Here is a 14,003-nt window from a genome sequence, read left to right on the forward strand (position 1 = left end):
TTTATCCTTCACCCAGATATGCACGGATAACATCCGGGTTGTTACGAATTTCAGCCGGGGTACCGTTTGCCAGCGGCGTCCCCTGATTCACCACGTAAATCCGGTCAGAAATCCCCATCACCAGCTTCATATCATGCTCAATCAACAGCACGGAAACCTGATGATTGCCGCGCAGGTCGATAATCAGCTCGTTAAGCTCTTCCGTTTCTTTCGGGTTCAGACCGGCGGCCGGTTCATCCAGCATCAGCAGTTCCGGGCGGGTCACCATGCAGCGGGCGATCTCCAGCCTGCGCTGCTGGCCATACGCCAGATTTCCCGCCTGACGGTTCGCCAGTTCGAGCAAACCCACGCGCTCCAGCCAGACGGCGGCACGCTGCTGGGCATCCGCTTCGGCACGGCGAAACGCCGGTGTCTTTAACAGACCAGCGAACACCCCGCTTTTGAGGTGCTGATGTTGGGCGACCAGCAGGTTCTCAATCACGGTCATTTCGCGAAAAAGACGCACATGCTGGAAAGTACGCACCACCCCCATACGGGCTATTTGCTGTCCCGGCAAGCCTTCCAGATGCTGGTCCCGCAGCACAATGGTGCCGCCAGTCGGGCGATAGAAACCGGTCAGGCAGTTGAATACCGTGGTTTTACCGGCACCGTTGGGACCTATCAACGACACTATTTCGCCCTGATGCAAATCCAGCTCGACGTTGTTGACCGCCAGCAGGCCGCCGAAGCGCATCATCAGGCCCCGGACCGACAATAATGGCTGCGTGCTCATGCCTGCTCTTCCTTCTTCTCAACCTTACCAACCTGCAGCTTTATCTGCGGACGCTTCATCGGTAACAGCCCTTGTGGCCGCCAAATCATCATCAGTACCATCAGCGCACCCAGCACCAACATGCTGTACTCATTCAGGTCACGCATCAGCTCACGCGATACCACCAGCAGGATGGCCGCCAGAATCACCGCAAACTGCGAGCCCATCCCGCCCAGCACCACGATTGCCAGCACAAACGCCGACTCCACAAAGGTGAAGGATTCCGGGCTGACAAAGCCCTGACGAGCAGCAAACAGCGTCCCGGCGAAACCCGCAAATGCCGCACTGATGGTAAACGCCGTCAGTTTGATTTTGGTGGGACTCAGCCCCAGCGAACGGCAGGCAATTTCATCTTCACGCAGCGCTTCCCAGGCACGACCCAGCGGCATGCGCAACAAGCGGTTAATGACAAACAACGTCAACACCACCAGCAACAACGCCACCATGTACAGGAAGATGATGCGGTCGCTAGGGTCGTAGCGCAGGCCAAAAAAGTGATGGAACGTATCCCAACCGCCTTGCGGAGTACGGTTAAACTCCAGACCGAAGAGCGTCGGCTTCGGAATCTGGCTGATGCCGTTCGGCCCACCGGTAAAACCGGTATTGTTGAGCAGCAGAATACGCACAATCTCGCCAAACCCGAGGGTGACGATCGCCAGATAGTCACCGCGCAAGCGCAGTACCGGGAACCCGAGCAGGAAACCGGACAACGCTGCCGTCAGCCCTGCCAGCGGCAGGCACTGCCAGAAACCGAGGCCATAATAATGGCTCAGCAGCGCGTAGGTGTAAGCACCGATGGCGTAGAAACCGCCGTAACCCAGCACCAACAGACCAGACAACCCCACCACCACGTTCAGGCCGAGGCCCAAAATGATGTAAATCATGGTCAGCGTGGCGATATCCACCGTCCCGCGCGACACCACGAACGGCCAGACGACGGCGGCGATAACCAACGCCAGCGCCAGCAGTTTTTGCCGTGGCGTACTGCCGTCAAAGCTCGGCAGCACAAAACCGGGGCCAGAGACTTTCTTCGCCCCTTGCGCCAGGGCAGGACGCAGTAATTGAAACAGGAACACCAGCGCGCAGGCAGCGATAATCCACATCCAGCGTACTTTTTCCGCGCCGTGCACCACCAGACGGGTTCCATCGAGACTCAGTTGCATCCCCATCAGGAATGTCGCCAGTACCAGCAGTACCAGCGCCGATACCACGGCATTAACCAGCGTGTGCAGTTTCATACCTTCTCCACCTCCGGACGGCCCAGAATCCCGGTCGGCATCACCAGCAGCACCACGATCAACAGCGCAAAGGAGACCACATCTTTATATTCGGTACTGAGGTAGGCAGATGTCAGCGACTCGGCAATGCCGAGAATCAGGCCACCGATCATCGCCCCTGGAATACTGCCGATACCGCCCAGCACGGCGGCGGTAAACGCTTTCATACCCGCCATAAAGCCGATATAGGGGTTAATCACGCCATAGAACTGGCCCAATAGCACCCCGGCCACCGCCGCCATCGCGGCACCGATAACGAAAGTCAGCGAGATAACACGGTCAGTACTGATACCGAGCAGGCTCGCCATTTTCAGGTCTTCTGCACAGGCACGGCAAGCGCGCCCCATGCGGGAGTAGCGGATAAACAGCGTCAGTGCCAGCATCGCCAGAAAAGTGACGACCCAGATAGTCAGCTGCATCGCAGAGAGCGTCGCGGCAAAGCCGTTGCTTTCACCCAACACCCACTGGCCCTGGATCAGGCTCGGCAGCGCCACGTCACGCGACCCCTGCATCAAACTGACGTAGTTCTGCAGGAAAATCGACATACCGATGGCGGAAATCAGTGCAATCAGACGTTTGGAATTGCGCACCGGCTTATAAGCCACACGCTCGATACTCCAGCCGTAGGCACTGGAGATCACCACCGCCGCGATAAACGCGACGCCAATCAATAGCCAGCCAGCGTCGATGCCCATCATCATCAACGCCGCAATCACGATAAAAGAAACATAACTACCGATCATGTACACCTCGCCGTGGGCGAAGTTAATCATGCCGATAATGCCGTAAACCATGGTGTAGCCAATGGCAATCAGCGCATAGGTGCTGCCCAACGTCACGCCGTTGAACATCTGCTGAAAGAAATAGAGGAACTGCTCGGACATACCTTAACCTTAGACATTGCCCCCGCAGCCTGACGGCTGAGGGGGCATCGGTATTGGGAGTAATACGGGTTCGGTTAATTACTTCGCCGGAGAGGAAGTACCGTCTGCGTGCCACTCGAATACGCCAAATTCAAACCCTTTCAGGTCGCCTTTTTCGTCCCAGCTCAGCGGGCCCATCACTGTATCTACCGACTTGGCTTTCAGGTCAGCGGCCAGCTTGGCAGGCTCGGTGCTGCCAGTACGCTGCATCGCCGTACTCAGTGACTGCAACGCGGCATAGGTCGTCCACACGAACGGACCGGTCGGATCCAGTTTCTTAGCTTTCAGCGCGTCAACGATCGGCTGGTTGGTCGGCACCTGGTCATAACGCTTAGGCAAGGTGACCAACATACCTTGAGAGGCTTCGCCCGCAATATTGGACAGCGACGAGTTACCCACGCCTTCCGGGCCCATAAACTTGGTCGTCAGGCCAGCCGCACGAGCCTGGCGTAAAATCTGCCCCATTTCCGGGTAGTAACCGCCAAAGTAGACAAAATCGACGTTCTCTTTCTTCAAGCGCGCCACCAGCGTGGAGAAGTCTTTATCCCCGGCGGTGATCCCTTCGAACAGTACGACATTCGCATTGGCTTTTTTCAGGCTATCCTGCACGGCACGAGCCAGGCCTTCGCCATACTGCTGTTTGTCGTGCACCACAGCGATACGCTGCGGTTTAACGTGCTCCAGAATATATTTCGCGGCGGTCGGCCCCTGATCGGAATCCAGACCGGTGGTACGCATGATCAGCTTGTAGCCACGGGTGGTCAGGTCAGGCGCAGTCGCGGCCGGTGTAATCATCAGCACGCCTTCATCTTCGTAAATGTCAGATGCAGGCTGAGTGGACGACGAACACAGGTGACCAATCACATAGTGAATACCTTCGTTAATCACCTTGTTGGCGACAGCAACGGCCTGTTTCGGGTCGCACGCGTCATCGAATTCCACACCCACCAGTTTGTTACCGTTCACGCCGCCCTTGGCATTAATGTCGGCAATAGCCTGACGCGCACCGGTAAACTCCATATCACCGTACTGCGCTACCGGGCCAGACATGGCACCGACGATCGCGACTTTGATATCCGCCGCGTTTACCGCATGGCTCATTGCTGCTGCCAGGCACCCCACCAGTAATGCGTTACCTTTGCTTAATTTCATCCGTTTTACCCCATCTGTCATTTTTGGATATTGCTATAATTATTGTCGTTAACCGTTATTTTCCGCACTTTTTCATACGGAATAATGAGTTAGACTCTACTATAAGCAATAGTTTGTAATAAGGCTTTATTATTCATAATATTAAACAGGAGTTTTATGCTGCAAATCAACTGTGATTCTCAGTAAAACACGGCGTAAACAGCATAAAATACCATCTTTAAAATTCGAGTTTGGCTTCATAAATAGTCAGTTATGCTGGTTTTAACACCAAAGAATAATTAATTACTCGAAAAATTAATGGCGGGAAAACCTTTTTCCCTGTTAACCGTACAGAAAAAGTTACACAACCTTTTTCCTACAGAATCACTACAATATTCTTAAGAATCAACAGGAGTACCCGCGTATGAGACTCTCGGTTGAACGCCTCACAAAAATCAGCGAACAGGACAGGCATGACCTGGCTTTCATTTGGCCACACCAGAATTTCGACGCACTGGAGCGCGACCTGAACCATGATCACCGCCTGTTTGCCGCTCGTTTTAACGGCCACCTGCTGGCTGGGGTGATTGTCGAAATCGATACAAACAGCGACAGCGCAGAGTTAACCGACCTACAAGTCAGAACCTCCACCCGGCGTCATGGTGTCGGCAAGTATCTGCTCGAAGAAGTACTAAAAGCCTGCCCTGACGTGAAAGAGTGGTGGCTGGACGCCGCCGACCATGCCCTGGTCAGTGAAGCCGTGATGGATAAGTTTATGCAATCCTGCGGTTTCTATCCGGTATCCGGCGGCTGGGAATATATTGTTAATCAGGAAGGGAAGTGAACAAGGAAGGAAAGTAGTGGCGTGCCAGTGATGAAAAGCCTGCCGTGTATACCCTAAAGAACCCGGGTTGCAGGAAGACGGGTATAAAACAAAACGACCGGGAAGCCTGAGCTGTCCCGGTCGTTTGACGTTGAATCGTCTGCGAATAGCACGGCGTTACGCTTCGATAGCCGCCCGCAGTTTCTTCATAGCGTTCTTTTCTAGCTGACGCACACGCTCAGCAGACACACCATAATGATCCGCCAGCTCCTGCAACGTGGACTTGTTATCATCGTCCAGCCAGCGGGCACGGATAATATGCTGGCTGCGCTCATCGAGCCCTTCCAGCGCATAGGTCAACTTGTCTGCCGCATGGGTTTCCCAGTTGTCCTCTTCGATGCCATCGGCAAAGTCGGAAGACTTATCCTGCAGGTAAAGCATCGGTGCCATCGGCTGGCCCGGCTGCGCATCATCTTCCGGCGACGGATCAAAGGTCATATCCTGCGCCGCCATACGCGATTCCATTTCACGGACGTCTTTGCTGGTCACACCCAGCTCGCGCGCGACCAGTTCCACCTCGTCCTGATTGAACCAGCCTAAACGCTGCTTGGTCTTACGCAGGTTGAAAAACAGCTTACGCTGCGCTTTGGTGGTCGCCACTTTGACGATACGCCAGTTGCGCAAGACATACTCGTGAATTTCAGCCTTGATCCAGTGCACGGCAAACGACACCAGACGAACACCTACATCCGGGTTAAAGCGACGTACCGCCTTCATCAGGCCGATGTTGCCTTCCTGAATCAGGTCCGCCTGTGGCAGGCCATACCCTGAATAATTACGGGCAACATGAATAACAAAACGCAGGTGCGAAAGAATCAACTGCTTGGCGGCGTCCAGATCCCCGTGATAATGCAGTCGTTCAGCCAGCGCCCGCTCTTCGTCTGCCGTCAGCATCGGATAGGCATTGGCGGCACGGATGTACCCTTCCAGACTGCCCTGGGGAACTAAGGCGAAAGTTTGCATATCTTTGGTCATTCCACCCCTCTCATTAATCATTCATAACGTTGCACATCTTCGGATAGCATACCGGTAATTGCTGCACTTTCTGTGCCTAAAAAATCGATTTGCTGCGCCTAAACACTATTTAGGGCTTACCACCGGTTTAGAGTGTGACGAACTGCACAAGTTCCACCATTTTTAACCATCTTATTTTTCATATCAAGATGGAAGCGCGGTGAAAGACAGGCTGGCGAACAGCGAAGAAAGGAAGGCACAAACTCACGATCTTAGTTACACACTTCCCCCGCCGGGCGTCACGCACTTCGGGGGAAGAGTATACCAGAAAACCATCAGGCTGGACGTCGATACAGGTTATTGCGGTGTAAAACGGCGTAAATGTTGTACCGTTGCCAGCCAGGCCGCCAGCCAGCCAATCATCGCTGCGACCAGAATCAGCAGTAGCGCTTCATCCCAGCCCAACCCGCGTACCATGAAGGTGGTGCCGAATACCGCCGCCACCTGTGCCGCCGCCCCTGACAACTTCCAGACCAGCGCCTGCGACAGGATTAACGACAATACCGCGCCGCAAAACCCCAGCAGCGCACCGCCATGCAGGAACGGCCGCAGGATAAAACCGTCCGTCGCACCGATAAGCTTCATCACATTGATGGTTTCACGACGACTGAAAATACTGAGCCGCACACTGTTGCCGATCACCAAAAAGACCGCCACCACCATCAGAATGCCTATCGTCGCTGCCACCTGACCCACCAGCCCGGTCAAGGCCACCAGACGGGAGAACCAGCTGTCATCCATGCGCACTTCATCCACCCCTTGAGTAGCGGCGATACGATCACGCAAGGTCGTGAGTGTCTGGTTAGACTGGAAGCCCAGCTTCGGCGAGACAATGGCCACCGCCGGCAGTGGATTTTCCTCCAGCATATCCAGCGCGCCGCCAAAACCGGACCAGTTACGGAACTCGCCCATCGCTTCATTGCGTGACAGGTAGTTGACCTTATCTACGCCATCTTCCGCCTTGATTTTGCCAATCACCGCTTCGGCGGCGTTGTCATCCAGCGACTTGTCCAGATACACCGTCAATTGCGGTGTGGGATACCACTGTGACGCCGCCTGACTGACGTTTTTCCACACCAGATAACAGATGCTGGGCAGTGTCAGTGAAATGGCGATCACCATGATGGTTAATAACGTAGCCAACGGCTGACGCAGCATATCGCGCAGGGTGTTAGCCCAGGCGTACCGCCACTGTTCCTGCCAGCCACCTTGCAAAGAACGGGACTTGGATTTGGTGTTGTTGGCGGTTCGCTGCATGCGGGTATTATTCGCCATCGTGACCTCCCAGCATGCGACCTTGCGCCAGCGTCAGTACCCGATAATGGCGACGGGCGATAAGCCCGGTATCATGCGTTGCCATCAACACGGTGACGCCCACGCGGTTAAACTCTTCAAACAAGCGCAGAATGCCTTCGGAGAGCGCGTCATCCAGGTTGCCGGTCGGTTCGTCCGCCAGCAGTACGGCAGGCTTATTCACCACCGCTCGGGCAATGCCGACTCGCTGTTGTTCACCGCCGGAGAGCTGAATCGGGTAGCTGCGCGCCTTGTCGAGCAGCCCGACCTTATCCAGCGCCGCCGACACACGGCGACGGATATCCTCGGCGCTGGCACCGGAGATAATCAGCGGCATAGCGACGTTTTCATACACCGTGCGATCCATCAGCAAATGATGATCCTGAAAGATCATACCGATTTGCCGACGCAAAAACGGCACCTCACGTTTTTTCAGGCGGCTGATATCGTGACCACCAAACAGGATGTGGCCCGCGCTGGGGCGCTCAATCCCGCAAATCAGCTTCAGCAGGGTACTTTTCCCCGCACCAGAGTGACCGGTCAGAAATACCATTTCAGCCGGGCGGATATGAAAATCCACCCCCTGCAACGCCTGGCGACCACCGAGGTACGCCTTACTGACCTGCTCAAACCGAATCATCCGTTTTAATCCTCACGGGCAAACAAGGCTTCAATAAAATCATCCGCCTTGAACGGCCTTAAATCATCGATACTTTCTCCCACCCCGATGTAGCGGATAGGAATGCCGAATTGATCGGCGATAGCGAAGATCACGCCGCCCTTGGCGGTGCCATCCAGTTTAGTCAACGTGATGCCACTGAGCCCAACCGCCTCATTAAACAGTTTGGCCTGGCTGACCGCGTTCTGACCGGTGCTGGCATCCAGCGTCAGCATCACTTCGTGCGGCGCGTCTTCATCCAGCTTCTTCATCACGCGCACAATCTTCTTCAATTCTTCCATCAGGTGCGATTTGTTTTGCAAACGACCGGCGGTATCAGCAATCAGCACATCGACGCCACGCGCTTTGGCGGCCTGCAACGCATCGAAAATCACCGAGGCGGAATCCGCACCGGTGTGCTGCGCCACGACGGGTACATTGTTACGCTGGCCCCACACCTGCAACTGCTCTACTGCCGCCGCGCGGAACGTATCGCCCGCCGCCAGCATCACCGATTTACCTTGCGCCTGATACTGACGCGCCAGCTTGCCGATAGTGGTGGTTTTCCCCACCCCGTTAACGCCGACCATCAAAATGACGAATGGCGTCTTGCTGTCGATAGCCAGCGGCATGTCCACCTTCGCCAGAATCTCGCTCATTTCCGCTTTCAGCAACGCGATCAGCGCTTCGGCATCTTTCAGTTGCTTGCGGCTGGCATGTTCGGTCAGACGGGCGATAATTTTGCGGGTGGTTTCCACTCCGACATCGGCGATAAGCAGTTGTTCTTCCAGCTCATCAAACAGATCGTCATCAATTTTCTTACCGCGAAACAGACCGACAAATCCTGAACCCAGATTCTCACGGGTCTTGATCAAGCTGCGTTTAAGGCGGGCAAAAAAGCCTTCTTTGGTCGGGCGCTCCTGCTCTTGCGACACGACCGGAGCCGCCATCGCTGCCACCGTATCGTGCTCGGGTTCCGCAGGCTCCTCGACTTGCACGTCATCTGGCGTTTCGGTGTCGTCTACTGCCTCGACATCGGGCACATCTTCTACGCCAGCGTCTGGCGTATCAGCTGCCAGCGTCATGCCCGGTTGTTCAGGCGCTACGGTTGATGCTTCTACTGCCGTGCCCAACGGTTGCGCATCTGACAACGGCGTTTGCGCCGTTTCGGCTGTCATCCCGTCTTGTACCGGCTGTTCGGGTACGGTTTCACTGATATTCTGTGCCGATGCCACCGCCGCAGGCGTTGCGTCATCCGCAGTCTGATCTGCGGTCTGTGTCGCTTCCGGCACCGGTTGCGATTGTTCGGTTTTCTCTTCGTCCTGACGCCCTAATCCCAGCCAGGAAAAAAATCCGCGCTTTTTCTCTTTCGCCATCGTGTAATTGCGCTCCTGCCACCCAGTGCGGCTGATCAATAACCAATGAAGTCAATAAAACAACGAGTTTAACACTTTCCCGACGCCAGCAACACGCGCCGGACCACCGGGGAGAGTGACAATCTCCGTAACCAGGTGTGTCAAACAACCGACAAATCTACGAATTTGGGGGATTTTTCCGCGTTTCCTCCCATTAACTGCATCTTTACATTTGCTACACCGGCTGCCACCGTTAAAATAACGCCTCACAAAATCCGACGGGCAGCTGTCGGTACCCTTTTCAGCAAAATACAGGTTATGGCAAAACATCAAGCGACATCCGCACCCGGCCAAATCCGCATCATCGGCGGGCAATGGCGCGGCAGAAAACTCCCCGTGCCGGACAGCCCCGGTTTACGCCCTACCACTGACCGCGTACGCGAGACCCTGTTCAACTGGCTCGCGCCGGTGATTGCACATTCACGTTGTCTGGACTGTTTTGCCGGTAGCGGCGCGTTGGGCCTGGAAGCACTGTCCCGTGCCGCCGCCCACGCCACGCTGCTGGAAGCCGAGCGCAATGTTGCACGCCAACTGACGCAAAACCTGGCACTACTGCGTGCTGATAACGCCGAGGTGGTGAACACCGACACGCTGCAATGGCTGGCTAAACCGTCGTCGGCGCTTCCTTTCGATGTGGTGTTTCTTGACCCGCCGTTTCGCCGTGGTCTGTTAGACGACACACTGCGGCTGTTGGAAACCGGTGACTGGCTGGCGGAAGAAGCCTGGATCTATATCGAAACCGAAGCGGAAAACCGCATGCTGGCCATTCCGCCCACCTGGTCGCTACACCGGGAAAAAACCGCAGGACAGGTTTCCTATCGTCTTTATATCCGTCACGCATCTGACGCAACGCCTGGAGGCAACAATGAGCATTTGGATTAACTTTGGCCGACTGCTGATGCTGGGTATATGGGGATTCTTGATTCTGAACCTGATTCATCCCTTTCCCCGCCCGCTGAATATTTTCATGGTGCTGGCGATGGGATTCATGCTGTTGATGCACGGCGTGCAATTTCTGTTACTCAAAGCCAGTCAACCCAAAGACGCCCCGCCGCTCAGCGGGCTGTTGCAGTTGCGCATTTTTCTGTTTGGGGTATTCGAATTACTGGACTGGCAGCGCAAACAACCGGTGCCGCCGCGTAAAAAACGCTAACGGCAAACCATCTATCCGCGGGGAAACGGTGGCGCAACAGGCGCCACCGGATAGCTTAGGGTTTTTTACCGGGCAAATAAGGGAAATGGGTGACGTTATCGCCCAGGTCTGAAATACGCGCACTATCACGATCGCGCCCGGTCACCGCATCAATACGGATAACCGCCTGAAGCGGAATATAGCTGCGGCCCACACCGGCAAACTCCGTTTTCAGTTTTTCCGTGGTGGGATCAACCAGTACCGCAGACTGGTTATCGAAAACGAAGTCGGCAATTTCAATAAATCCGAACAGATTGCTCTGCACCAGCTCGCGTACATACAGCTGATAGTTCTTACCATTATTCATGAACTGGATACGGTAAAGTACGGGTTCATTGCTCATTAAAAGTTCGTCTCCCCCGGCGGGTTGTCGGGTATCATCATTCCGTCACAAAAACTGGCTGCTAACATAGCATGAAGCCTGACGCCTCTCCACCGGCAGACCGGTCGAGGCCGTGGAGTGCACCGCCCATTATCAAGTTCTACCTATACTTAGGTGACAACACGTTAACTCAGACAGGCAACACCTATCGGCGTGACCACACTGCCGGGCAGGCCAATAAAAAGCGAACTCGCCGACTTTCGCGACACGACGGGGCGGCGCCTTATTCACCCGATTAAAGGACACCCTATGCTCTGGTCTTTTATTGCCGTATTTTTTTCCGGCTGGCTGTATGTCGATGCCAGCTATCGTGGCCCAGTCTGGCAGCGCTGGTTGTTTAAACCGCTCACCCTGCTGCTGATGATGCTGATGGTCTGGCAGACACCACAACTCGGTATCCCCGGTTATCTGGTTGTGCTGGGGCTGGCCGCCACCCTGATAGGTGACGCGCTGTTACAGCTTTCAGGTGAGAAACTACGGTTCGCGCTGGCCGCCTATCTGGCCGCGCATGTGCTCTACACCATCAGCTTTTTCACCGTTCAGCCTTCGCTGGGCTTGTTCTGGCCGTTACCACTGGCGCTGATACTGCTGTCGGCACTGCTCCTGGCACTGCTGTGGTCACGGCTGAAAGCCGAGCGTCTGATGGTCACCGCGCTGGTGTTGGTGACCGCCTTCATGGCATGGGTTGCAGGGGAGCACTATTTTTCGCTGGGCAACGCCGCCAACTTCTCGTTACTGGCAGGCACGCTGCTGTTATTCATCGGCCACGCCATCTGGCTGGTGAATCACTTTCGCGTTAGCTTCCGTGCCTATCAGGCATTAATGGCTATCTGTTACTTTGGCGGCCATTTCCTGATAGTGCGTTCGCTTTACGTCTGATAGCAACGGCCTCCCGGCCAACCGGGGGGCACACTTTAGTGACACGTTTAGTGATGTGTGAGTTACGCACCTTTACGCAACAGATAACGATACGGCAGTTGCTCGGTCGTTTGCGCCAGCAACTCATGCTCCATGTAACGGCAAAAACCGGGAATATCGCGGGTGGTCGCCGGGTCATCGGCGATGATCAACAACGTTTGCCCGCTCTCCATCTGGCGCACCGTTTTGCGCACCATCATCACCGGCTCCGGACAGCGCAGTCCTTGTGCGTCCAGTGTGTGGTCTGGATTGGCGAAAATATCGGTCATTCAGTGTCTCATTATGCTTATCGAATACTGTGCGGCGTAGTTATGCGGCATCGTGATTGCAGCGTAGTTTACGCTTCCCACGAGGGGGTGCAAGCCGCCTGCCAAACATGAATTATAAGCACAAAAATGATGTGCTGACTAAGCATTGCAAAGCCGCAACAACGCGGTATGATGCCGACACGTTAGCGTTAAAAAGACGCATATACCCTAAATAACGCAAGTTACCGCACGACAGAATCCGAACGTCTCGCCCGGGGTTTATCTGAGCCAGTCATCGGTTGAAACAAGGGCGATCAGCGCGACGGTAACCTGAAGCATGGCGGGTATGACGAGGCAATAGTCTGGGTTCCCTCACCCCAATAACCAAAAAAAGGTCACATTATGTTTCAGTTCTCCGCACAACAGCGGCTGACAGCACTGTGCTGGCTGTCGCTCTTCCATGTTCTGGTTATTATTTCCAGTAACTATCTGGTGCAGTTACCCATTACGATTTTTGGCTTTCACACCACCTGGGGCGCTTTTACCTTCCCGTTTATCTTTCTGGCTTCTGATCTGACGGTACGTATTTTCGGTGCGCCGCTGGCCCGCCGCATTATTCTGACCGTGATGGTACCGGCCTTGATCGCCTCGTATCTGGTCTCTTCCCTGTTTTATAAAGGTGAATGGCAGGGCTTCAGCGCGCTGAGTCAGGTGAACCCGATGGTCGCACGTATCGCCGCCGCCAGCCTGATGGCTTATGTGCTGGGTCAGATTCTCGACGTACACGTTTTCAACCGCCTGCGTCAGCTCAAAGCCTGGTGGGTAGCGCCAGCGGCTTCCGCGGTATTTGGTAACCTGAGCGATACGATCGCGTTCTTTTTTATCGCCTTCTATCGCAGTACCGACCCGTTCATGGCGACCCACTGGATGGAAATCGCGACGGTGGATTATTTCTTCAAAATCGCCATCAACCTGGTCTTCTTCCTGCCGATGTACGGCGTACTGCTTAACATGTTGCTGCGCCGCCTGAGCCAGCCAGGGAGCTCGCCGTTCCAGAATCAGGCCGCCTGATACGCGTCTTTATTTAAAACGGACTTTCCGCCCAGAAAGGGGTTTCGGAATAACCGGAAAATTGCCTGCCCCAGCCTGATTCGGGCGTAATAACAGCCAGCGTAATAACAAAACGCTTGTTTTTATGCCCCGAATCAGGTGCCATAGCGCCACTTCTGTTTTTGTTCGTGATGAAAGAAAGGATACCCATGCCAAACTTAGCGAAATATATCGGTATTGGTCTGCTGGCCGCTACACTGGCTGCCTGTGACGGCAACAGTGATAAAAAAGCCACCGCGCCAGCCGCTAAACCGGCGGCAGAAAAAACCACCGTGCAGAATGTGTCTCTGCTCTCCGGTAAACTGAACTTTACCCTGCCAGACGGCGTGAGCGACCAAAGTGGTAAACTGGGCAATCAGAACAACAACATGCACGTCTATGCGGATCAGAGCGGCCAGAAAGCCATCATCGTGATTGTCGGTGATGACACGCCGCTGGATCTGCCGGCATTAGGTCAACGGTTGGAACAGCAGCAACGTAACCGCGACGCCAGCCTTCAGGTACTGGGCAACAAAACGACTGAGATCAACGGCCACCAGATTCAACAATTAGACAGTGTCATGACCAGCAATGGACAGAAAGCGTTCTCGTCCATCGTACTGGCTAAAGTAGACAGTCGCTTGTTGACGCTGCAAATCACTCTGCCAGCAGATAACTTGCCTCAGGCGCAGGCGGACGCAGGCAAGATAATCAGCACGCTGAAACTGAACTGATTCGTCGTCTTCTCGATTATCCCGCCGCGCCGACA

16 protein-coding genes are annotated in these 14,003 nt (G+C 54.8%); 6 read left to right on the forward strand and 10 right to left on the reverse strand.

What is annotated here, in order from left to right; genetic code table 11:
- Window position 1: 1 nt before the first annotated feature.
- The 4 genes from livG to FGI04_RS18240 form a co-directional block, all read right to left on the reverse strand.
- Window positions 2-772, reverse strand: coding sequence for a high-affinity branched-chain amino acid ABC transporter ATP-binding protein LivG (livG, locus tag FGI04_RS18225; protein ID WP_012886629.1), 771 nt, complete (start codon window positions 770-772; stop codon window positions 2-4).
- On the reverse strand, window positions 769-2,049 hold the full coding sequence (locus FGI04_RS18230; RefSeq protein WP_038906021.1) for a high-affinity branched-chain amino acid ABC transporter permease LivM: 1,281 nt from the start codon (window positions 2,047-2,049) through the stop codon (window positions 769-771). The genes livG and FGI04_RS18230 overlap by 4 nt, the downstream gene beginning before the upstream one ends.
- A complete protein-coding gene (livH, locus tag FGI04_RS18235; protein ID WP_012886631.1) occupies window positions 2,046-2,972 on the reverse strand; it encodes a high-affinity branched-chain amino acid ABC transporter permease LivH in 927 nt (308 codons plus the stop codon). The genes FGI04_RS18230 and livH overlap by 4 nt, the downstream gene beginning before the upstream one ends.
- 78 nt (window positions 2,973-3,050) lie before the next feature.
- Window positions 3,051-4,163 carry a branched-chain amino acid ABC transporter substrate-binding protein gene (locus FGI04_RS18240; RefSeq protein ID WP_153508945.1) on the reverse strand — a complete coding sequence of 371 codons (1,113 nt, stop codon included), beginning with the start codon at window positions 4,161-4,163 and terminating at the stop codon, window positions 3,051-3,053.
- Window positions 4,164-4,566: 403 nt separating this feature from the next.
- Here FGI04_RS18240 and panM point away from each other — a divergent pair, with 403 nt between their 5' ends.
- Entirely contained in the window at window positions 4,567-4,986 is a 420-nt protein-coding gene (panM, locus tag FGI04_RS18245; RefSeq protein ID WP_342699666.1) for an aspartate 1-decarboxylase autocleavage activator PanM, read from the forward strand.
- A 156-nt stretch (window positions 4,987-5,142) separates the two neighbouring features.
- Here the strand turns inward: panM and rpoH are convergent, their stop codons facing one another.
- The 4 genes from rpoH to ftsY all read right to left on the reverse strand — a co-directional run bounded on the left by rpoH (window position 5,143) and on the right by ftsY (window position 9,366).
- Complete coding sequence (gene rpoH, locus FGI04_RS18250; RefSeq protein ID WP_012886634.1) at window positions 5,143-6,000, reverse strand: RNA polymerase sigma factor RpoH; 858 nt, start codon at window positions 5,998-6,000, stop codon at window positions 5,143-5,145.
- 336 nt (window positions 6,001-6,336) lie between these two features.
- Window positions 6,337-7,314 carry a permease-like cell division protein FtsX gene (gene ftsX, locus FGI04_RS18255; protein ID WP_342699667.1) on the reverse strand — a complete coding sequence of 326 codons (978 nt, stop codon included), beginning with the start codon at window positions 7,312-7,314 and terminating at the stop codon, window positions 6,337-6,339.
- Window positions 7,304-7,972, reverse strand: coding sequence for a cell division ATP-binding protein FtsE (gene ftsE, locus FGI04_RS18260; protein ID WP_012886636.1), 669 nt, complete (start codon window positions 7,970-7,972; stop codon window positions 7,304-7,306). The genes ftsX and ftsE overlap by 11 nt, the downstream gene beginning before the upstream one ends.
- 5 nt (window positions 7,973-7,977) lie before the next feature.
- Window positions 7,978-9,366 carry a signal recognition particle-docking protein FtsY gene (ftsY, locus tag FGI04_RS18265; RefSeq protein ID WP_407337091.1) on the reverse strand — a complete coding sequence of 463 codons (1,389 nt, stop codon included), beginning with the start codon at window positions 9,364-9,366 and terminating at the stop codon, window positions 7,978-7,980.
- A 297-nt stretch (window positions 9,367-9,663) separates the two neighbouring features.
- Here ftsY and rsmD point away from each other — a divergent pair, with 297 nt between their 5' ends.
- Window positions 9,664-10,287: a 16S rRNA (guanine(966)-N(2))-methyltransferase gene (gene rsmD / locus FGI04_RS18270; protein WP_342699670.1), complete on the forward strand. Its 624-nt coding sequence runs from the start codon at window positions 9,664-9,666 to the stop codon at window positions 10,285-10,287.
- Window positions 10,277-10,558, forward strand: a complete 282-nt coding sequence (locus FGI04_RS18275) for a DUF1145 family protein (RefSeq protein WP_342699745.1) — start codon at window positions 10,277-10,279, stop codon at window positions 10,556-10,558. Before rsmD ends, FGI04_RS18275 begins: the two co-directional genes overlap by 11 nt.
- A 55-nt stretch (window positions 10,559-10,613) precedes the next feature.
- Here FGI04_RS18275 and FGI04_RS18280 read toward each other — a convergent pair whose 3' ends face one another.
- On the reverse strand, window positions 10,614-10,940 hold the full coding sequence (locus tag FGI04_RS18280) for a DUF1820 family protein (protein WP_019845362.1): 327 nt from the start codon (window positions 10,938-10,940) through the stop codon (window positions 10,614-10,616).
- Window positions 10,941-11,228: 288 nt separating this feature from the next.
- On the opposite strand from FGI04_RS18280, the gene FGI04_RS18285 reads away from it, so the two are divergent.
- Window positions 11,229-11,858 carry a lysoplasmalogenase gene (locus tag FGI04_RS18285; protein ID WP_407274344.1) on the forward strand — a complete coding sequence of 210 codons (630 nt, stop codon included), beginning with the start codon at window positions 11,229-11,231 and terminating at the stop codon, window positions 11,856-11,858.
- A 62-nt stretch (window positions 11,859-11,920) separates the two neighbouring features.
- Here FGI04_RS18285 and tusA read toward each other — a convergent pair whose 3' ends face one another.
- Complete coding sequence (tusA, locus tag FGI04_RS18290) at window positions 11,921-12,166, reverse strand: sulfurtransferase TusA (RefSeq protein WP_342699672.1); 246 nt, start codon at window positions 12,164-12,166, stop codon at window positions 11,921-11,923.
- 381 nt (window positions 12,167-12,547) lie between these two features.
- Between tusA and FGI04_RS18295 the strand changes: the two genes are divergently transcribed.
- Both FGI04_RS18295 and FGI04_RS18300 read left to right on the forward strand, forming a co-directional pair.
- The gene (locus FGI04_RS18295) at window positions 12,548-13,216 is read left to right on the forward strand and encodes a 7-cyano-7-deazaguanine/7-aminomethyl-7-deazaguanine transporter (RefSeq protein WP_038906027.1); all 669 of its coding nucleotides are present in this window, start codon (window positions 12,548-12,550) and stop codon (window positions 13,214-13,216) included.
- A gap of 188 nt (window positions 13,217-13,404) precedes the next feature.
- Entirely contained in the window at window positions 13,405-13,968 is a 564-nt protein-coding gene (locus FGI04_RS18300) for a DcrB family lipoprotein (protein WP_342699673.1), read from the forward strand.
- Window positions 13,969-14,003 lie beyond the last annotated feature (35 nt).

The sequence above is a fragment of the Dickeya ananatis genome (genome assembly GCF_019464615.1).
GTDB lineage: Bacteria > Pseudomonadota > Gammaproteobacteria > Enterobacterales > Enterobacteriaceae > Dickeya > Dickeya oryzae.

What these genes read in the sequence shown, in the direction of transcription:
- livG (WP_012886629.1), bottom strand. Translation starts at nt 772, where the DNA reads ATGAGCACGCAGCCATTATTGTCGGTCCGGGGCCTGATGATGCGCTTC.
- FGI04_RS18230 (WP_038906021.1), bottom strand. Translation starts at nt 2,049, where the DNA reads ATGAAACTGCACACGCTGGTTAATGCCGTGGTATCGGCGCTGGTACTG.
- livH (WP_012886631.1), bottom strand. Translation starts at nt 2,972, where the DNA reads ATGTCCGAGCAGTTCCTCTATTTCTTTCAGCAGATGTTCAACGGCGTG.
- FGI04_RS18240 (WP_153508945.1), bottom strand. Translation starts at nt 4,163, where the DNA reads ATGAAATTAAGCAAAGGTAACGCATTACTGGTGGGGTGCCTGGCAGCA.
- panM (WP_342699666.1), top strand. Translation starts at nt 4,567, where the DNA reads ATGAGACTCTCGGTTGAACGCCTCACAAAAATCAGCGAACAGGACAGG.
- rpoH (WP_012886634.1), bottom strand. Translation starts at nt 6,000, where the DNA reads ATGACCAAAGATATGCAAACTTTCGCCTTAGTTCCCCAGGGCAGTCTG.
- ftsX (WP_342699667.1), bottom strand. Translation starts at nt 7,314, where the DNA reads ATGGCGAATAATACCCGCATGCAGCGAACCGCCAACAACACCAAATCC.
- ftsE (WP_012886636.1), bottom strand. Translation starts at nt 7,972, where the DNA reads ATGATTCGGTTTGAGCAGGTCAGTAAGGCGTACCTCGGTGGTCGCCAG.
- ftsY (WP_407337091.1), bottom strand. Translation starts at nt 9,366, where the DNA reads ATGGCGAAAGAGAAAAAGCGCGGATTTTTTTCCTGGCTGGGATTAGGG.
- rsmD (WP_342699670.1), top strand. Translation starts at nt 9,664, where the DNA reads ATGGCAAAACATCAAGCGACATCCGCACCCGGCCAAATCCGCATCATC.
- FGI04_RS18280 (WP_019845362.1), bottom strand. Translation starts at nt 10,940, where the DNA reads ATGAGCAATGAACCCGTACTTTACCGTATCCAGTTCATGAATAATGGT.
- FGI04_RS18285 (WP_407274344.1), top strand. Translation starts at nt 11,229, where the DNA reads ATGCTCTGGTCTTTTATTGCCGTATTTTTTTCCGGCTGGCTGTATGTC.
- tusA (WP_342699672.1), bottom strand. Translation starts at nt 12,166, where the DNA reads ATGACCGATATTTTCGCCAATCCAGACCACACACTGGACGCACAAGGA.
- FGI04_RS18295 (WP_038906027.1), top strand. Translation starts at nt 12,548, where the DNA reads ATGTTTCAGTTCTCCGCACAACAGCGGCTGACAGCACTGTGCTGGCTG.
- FGI04_RS18300 (WP_342699673.1), top strand. Translation starts at nt 13,405, where the DNA reads ATGCCAAACTTAGCGAAATATATCGGTATTGGTCTGCTGGCCGCTACA.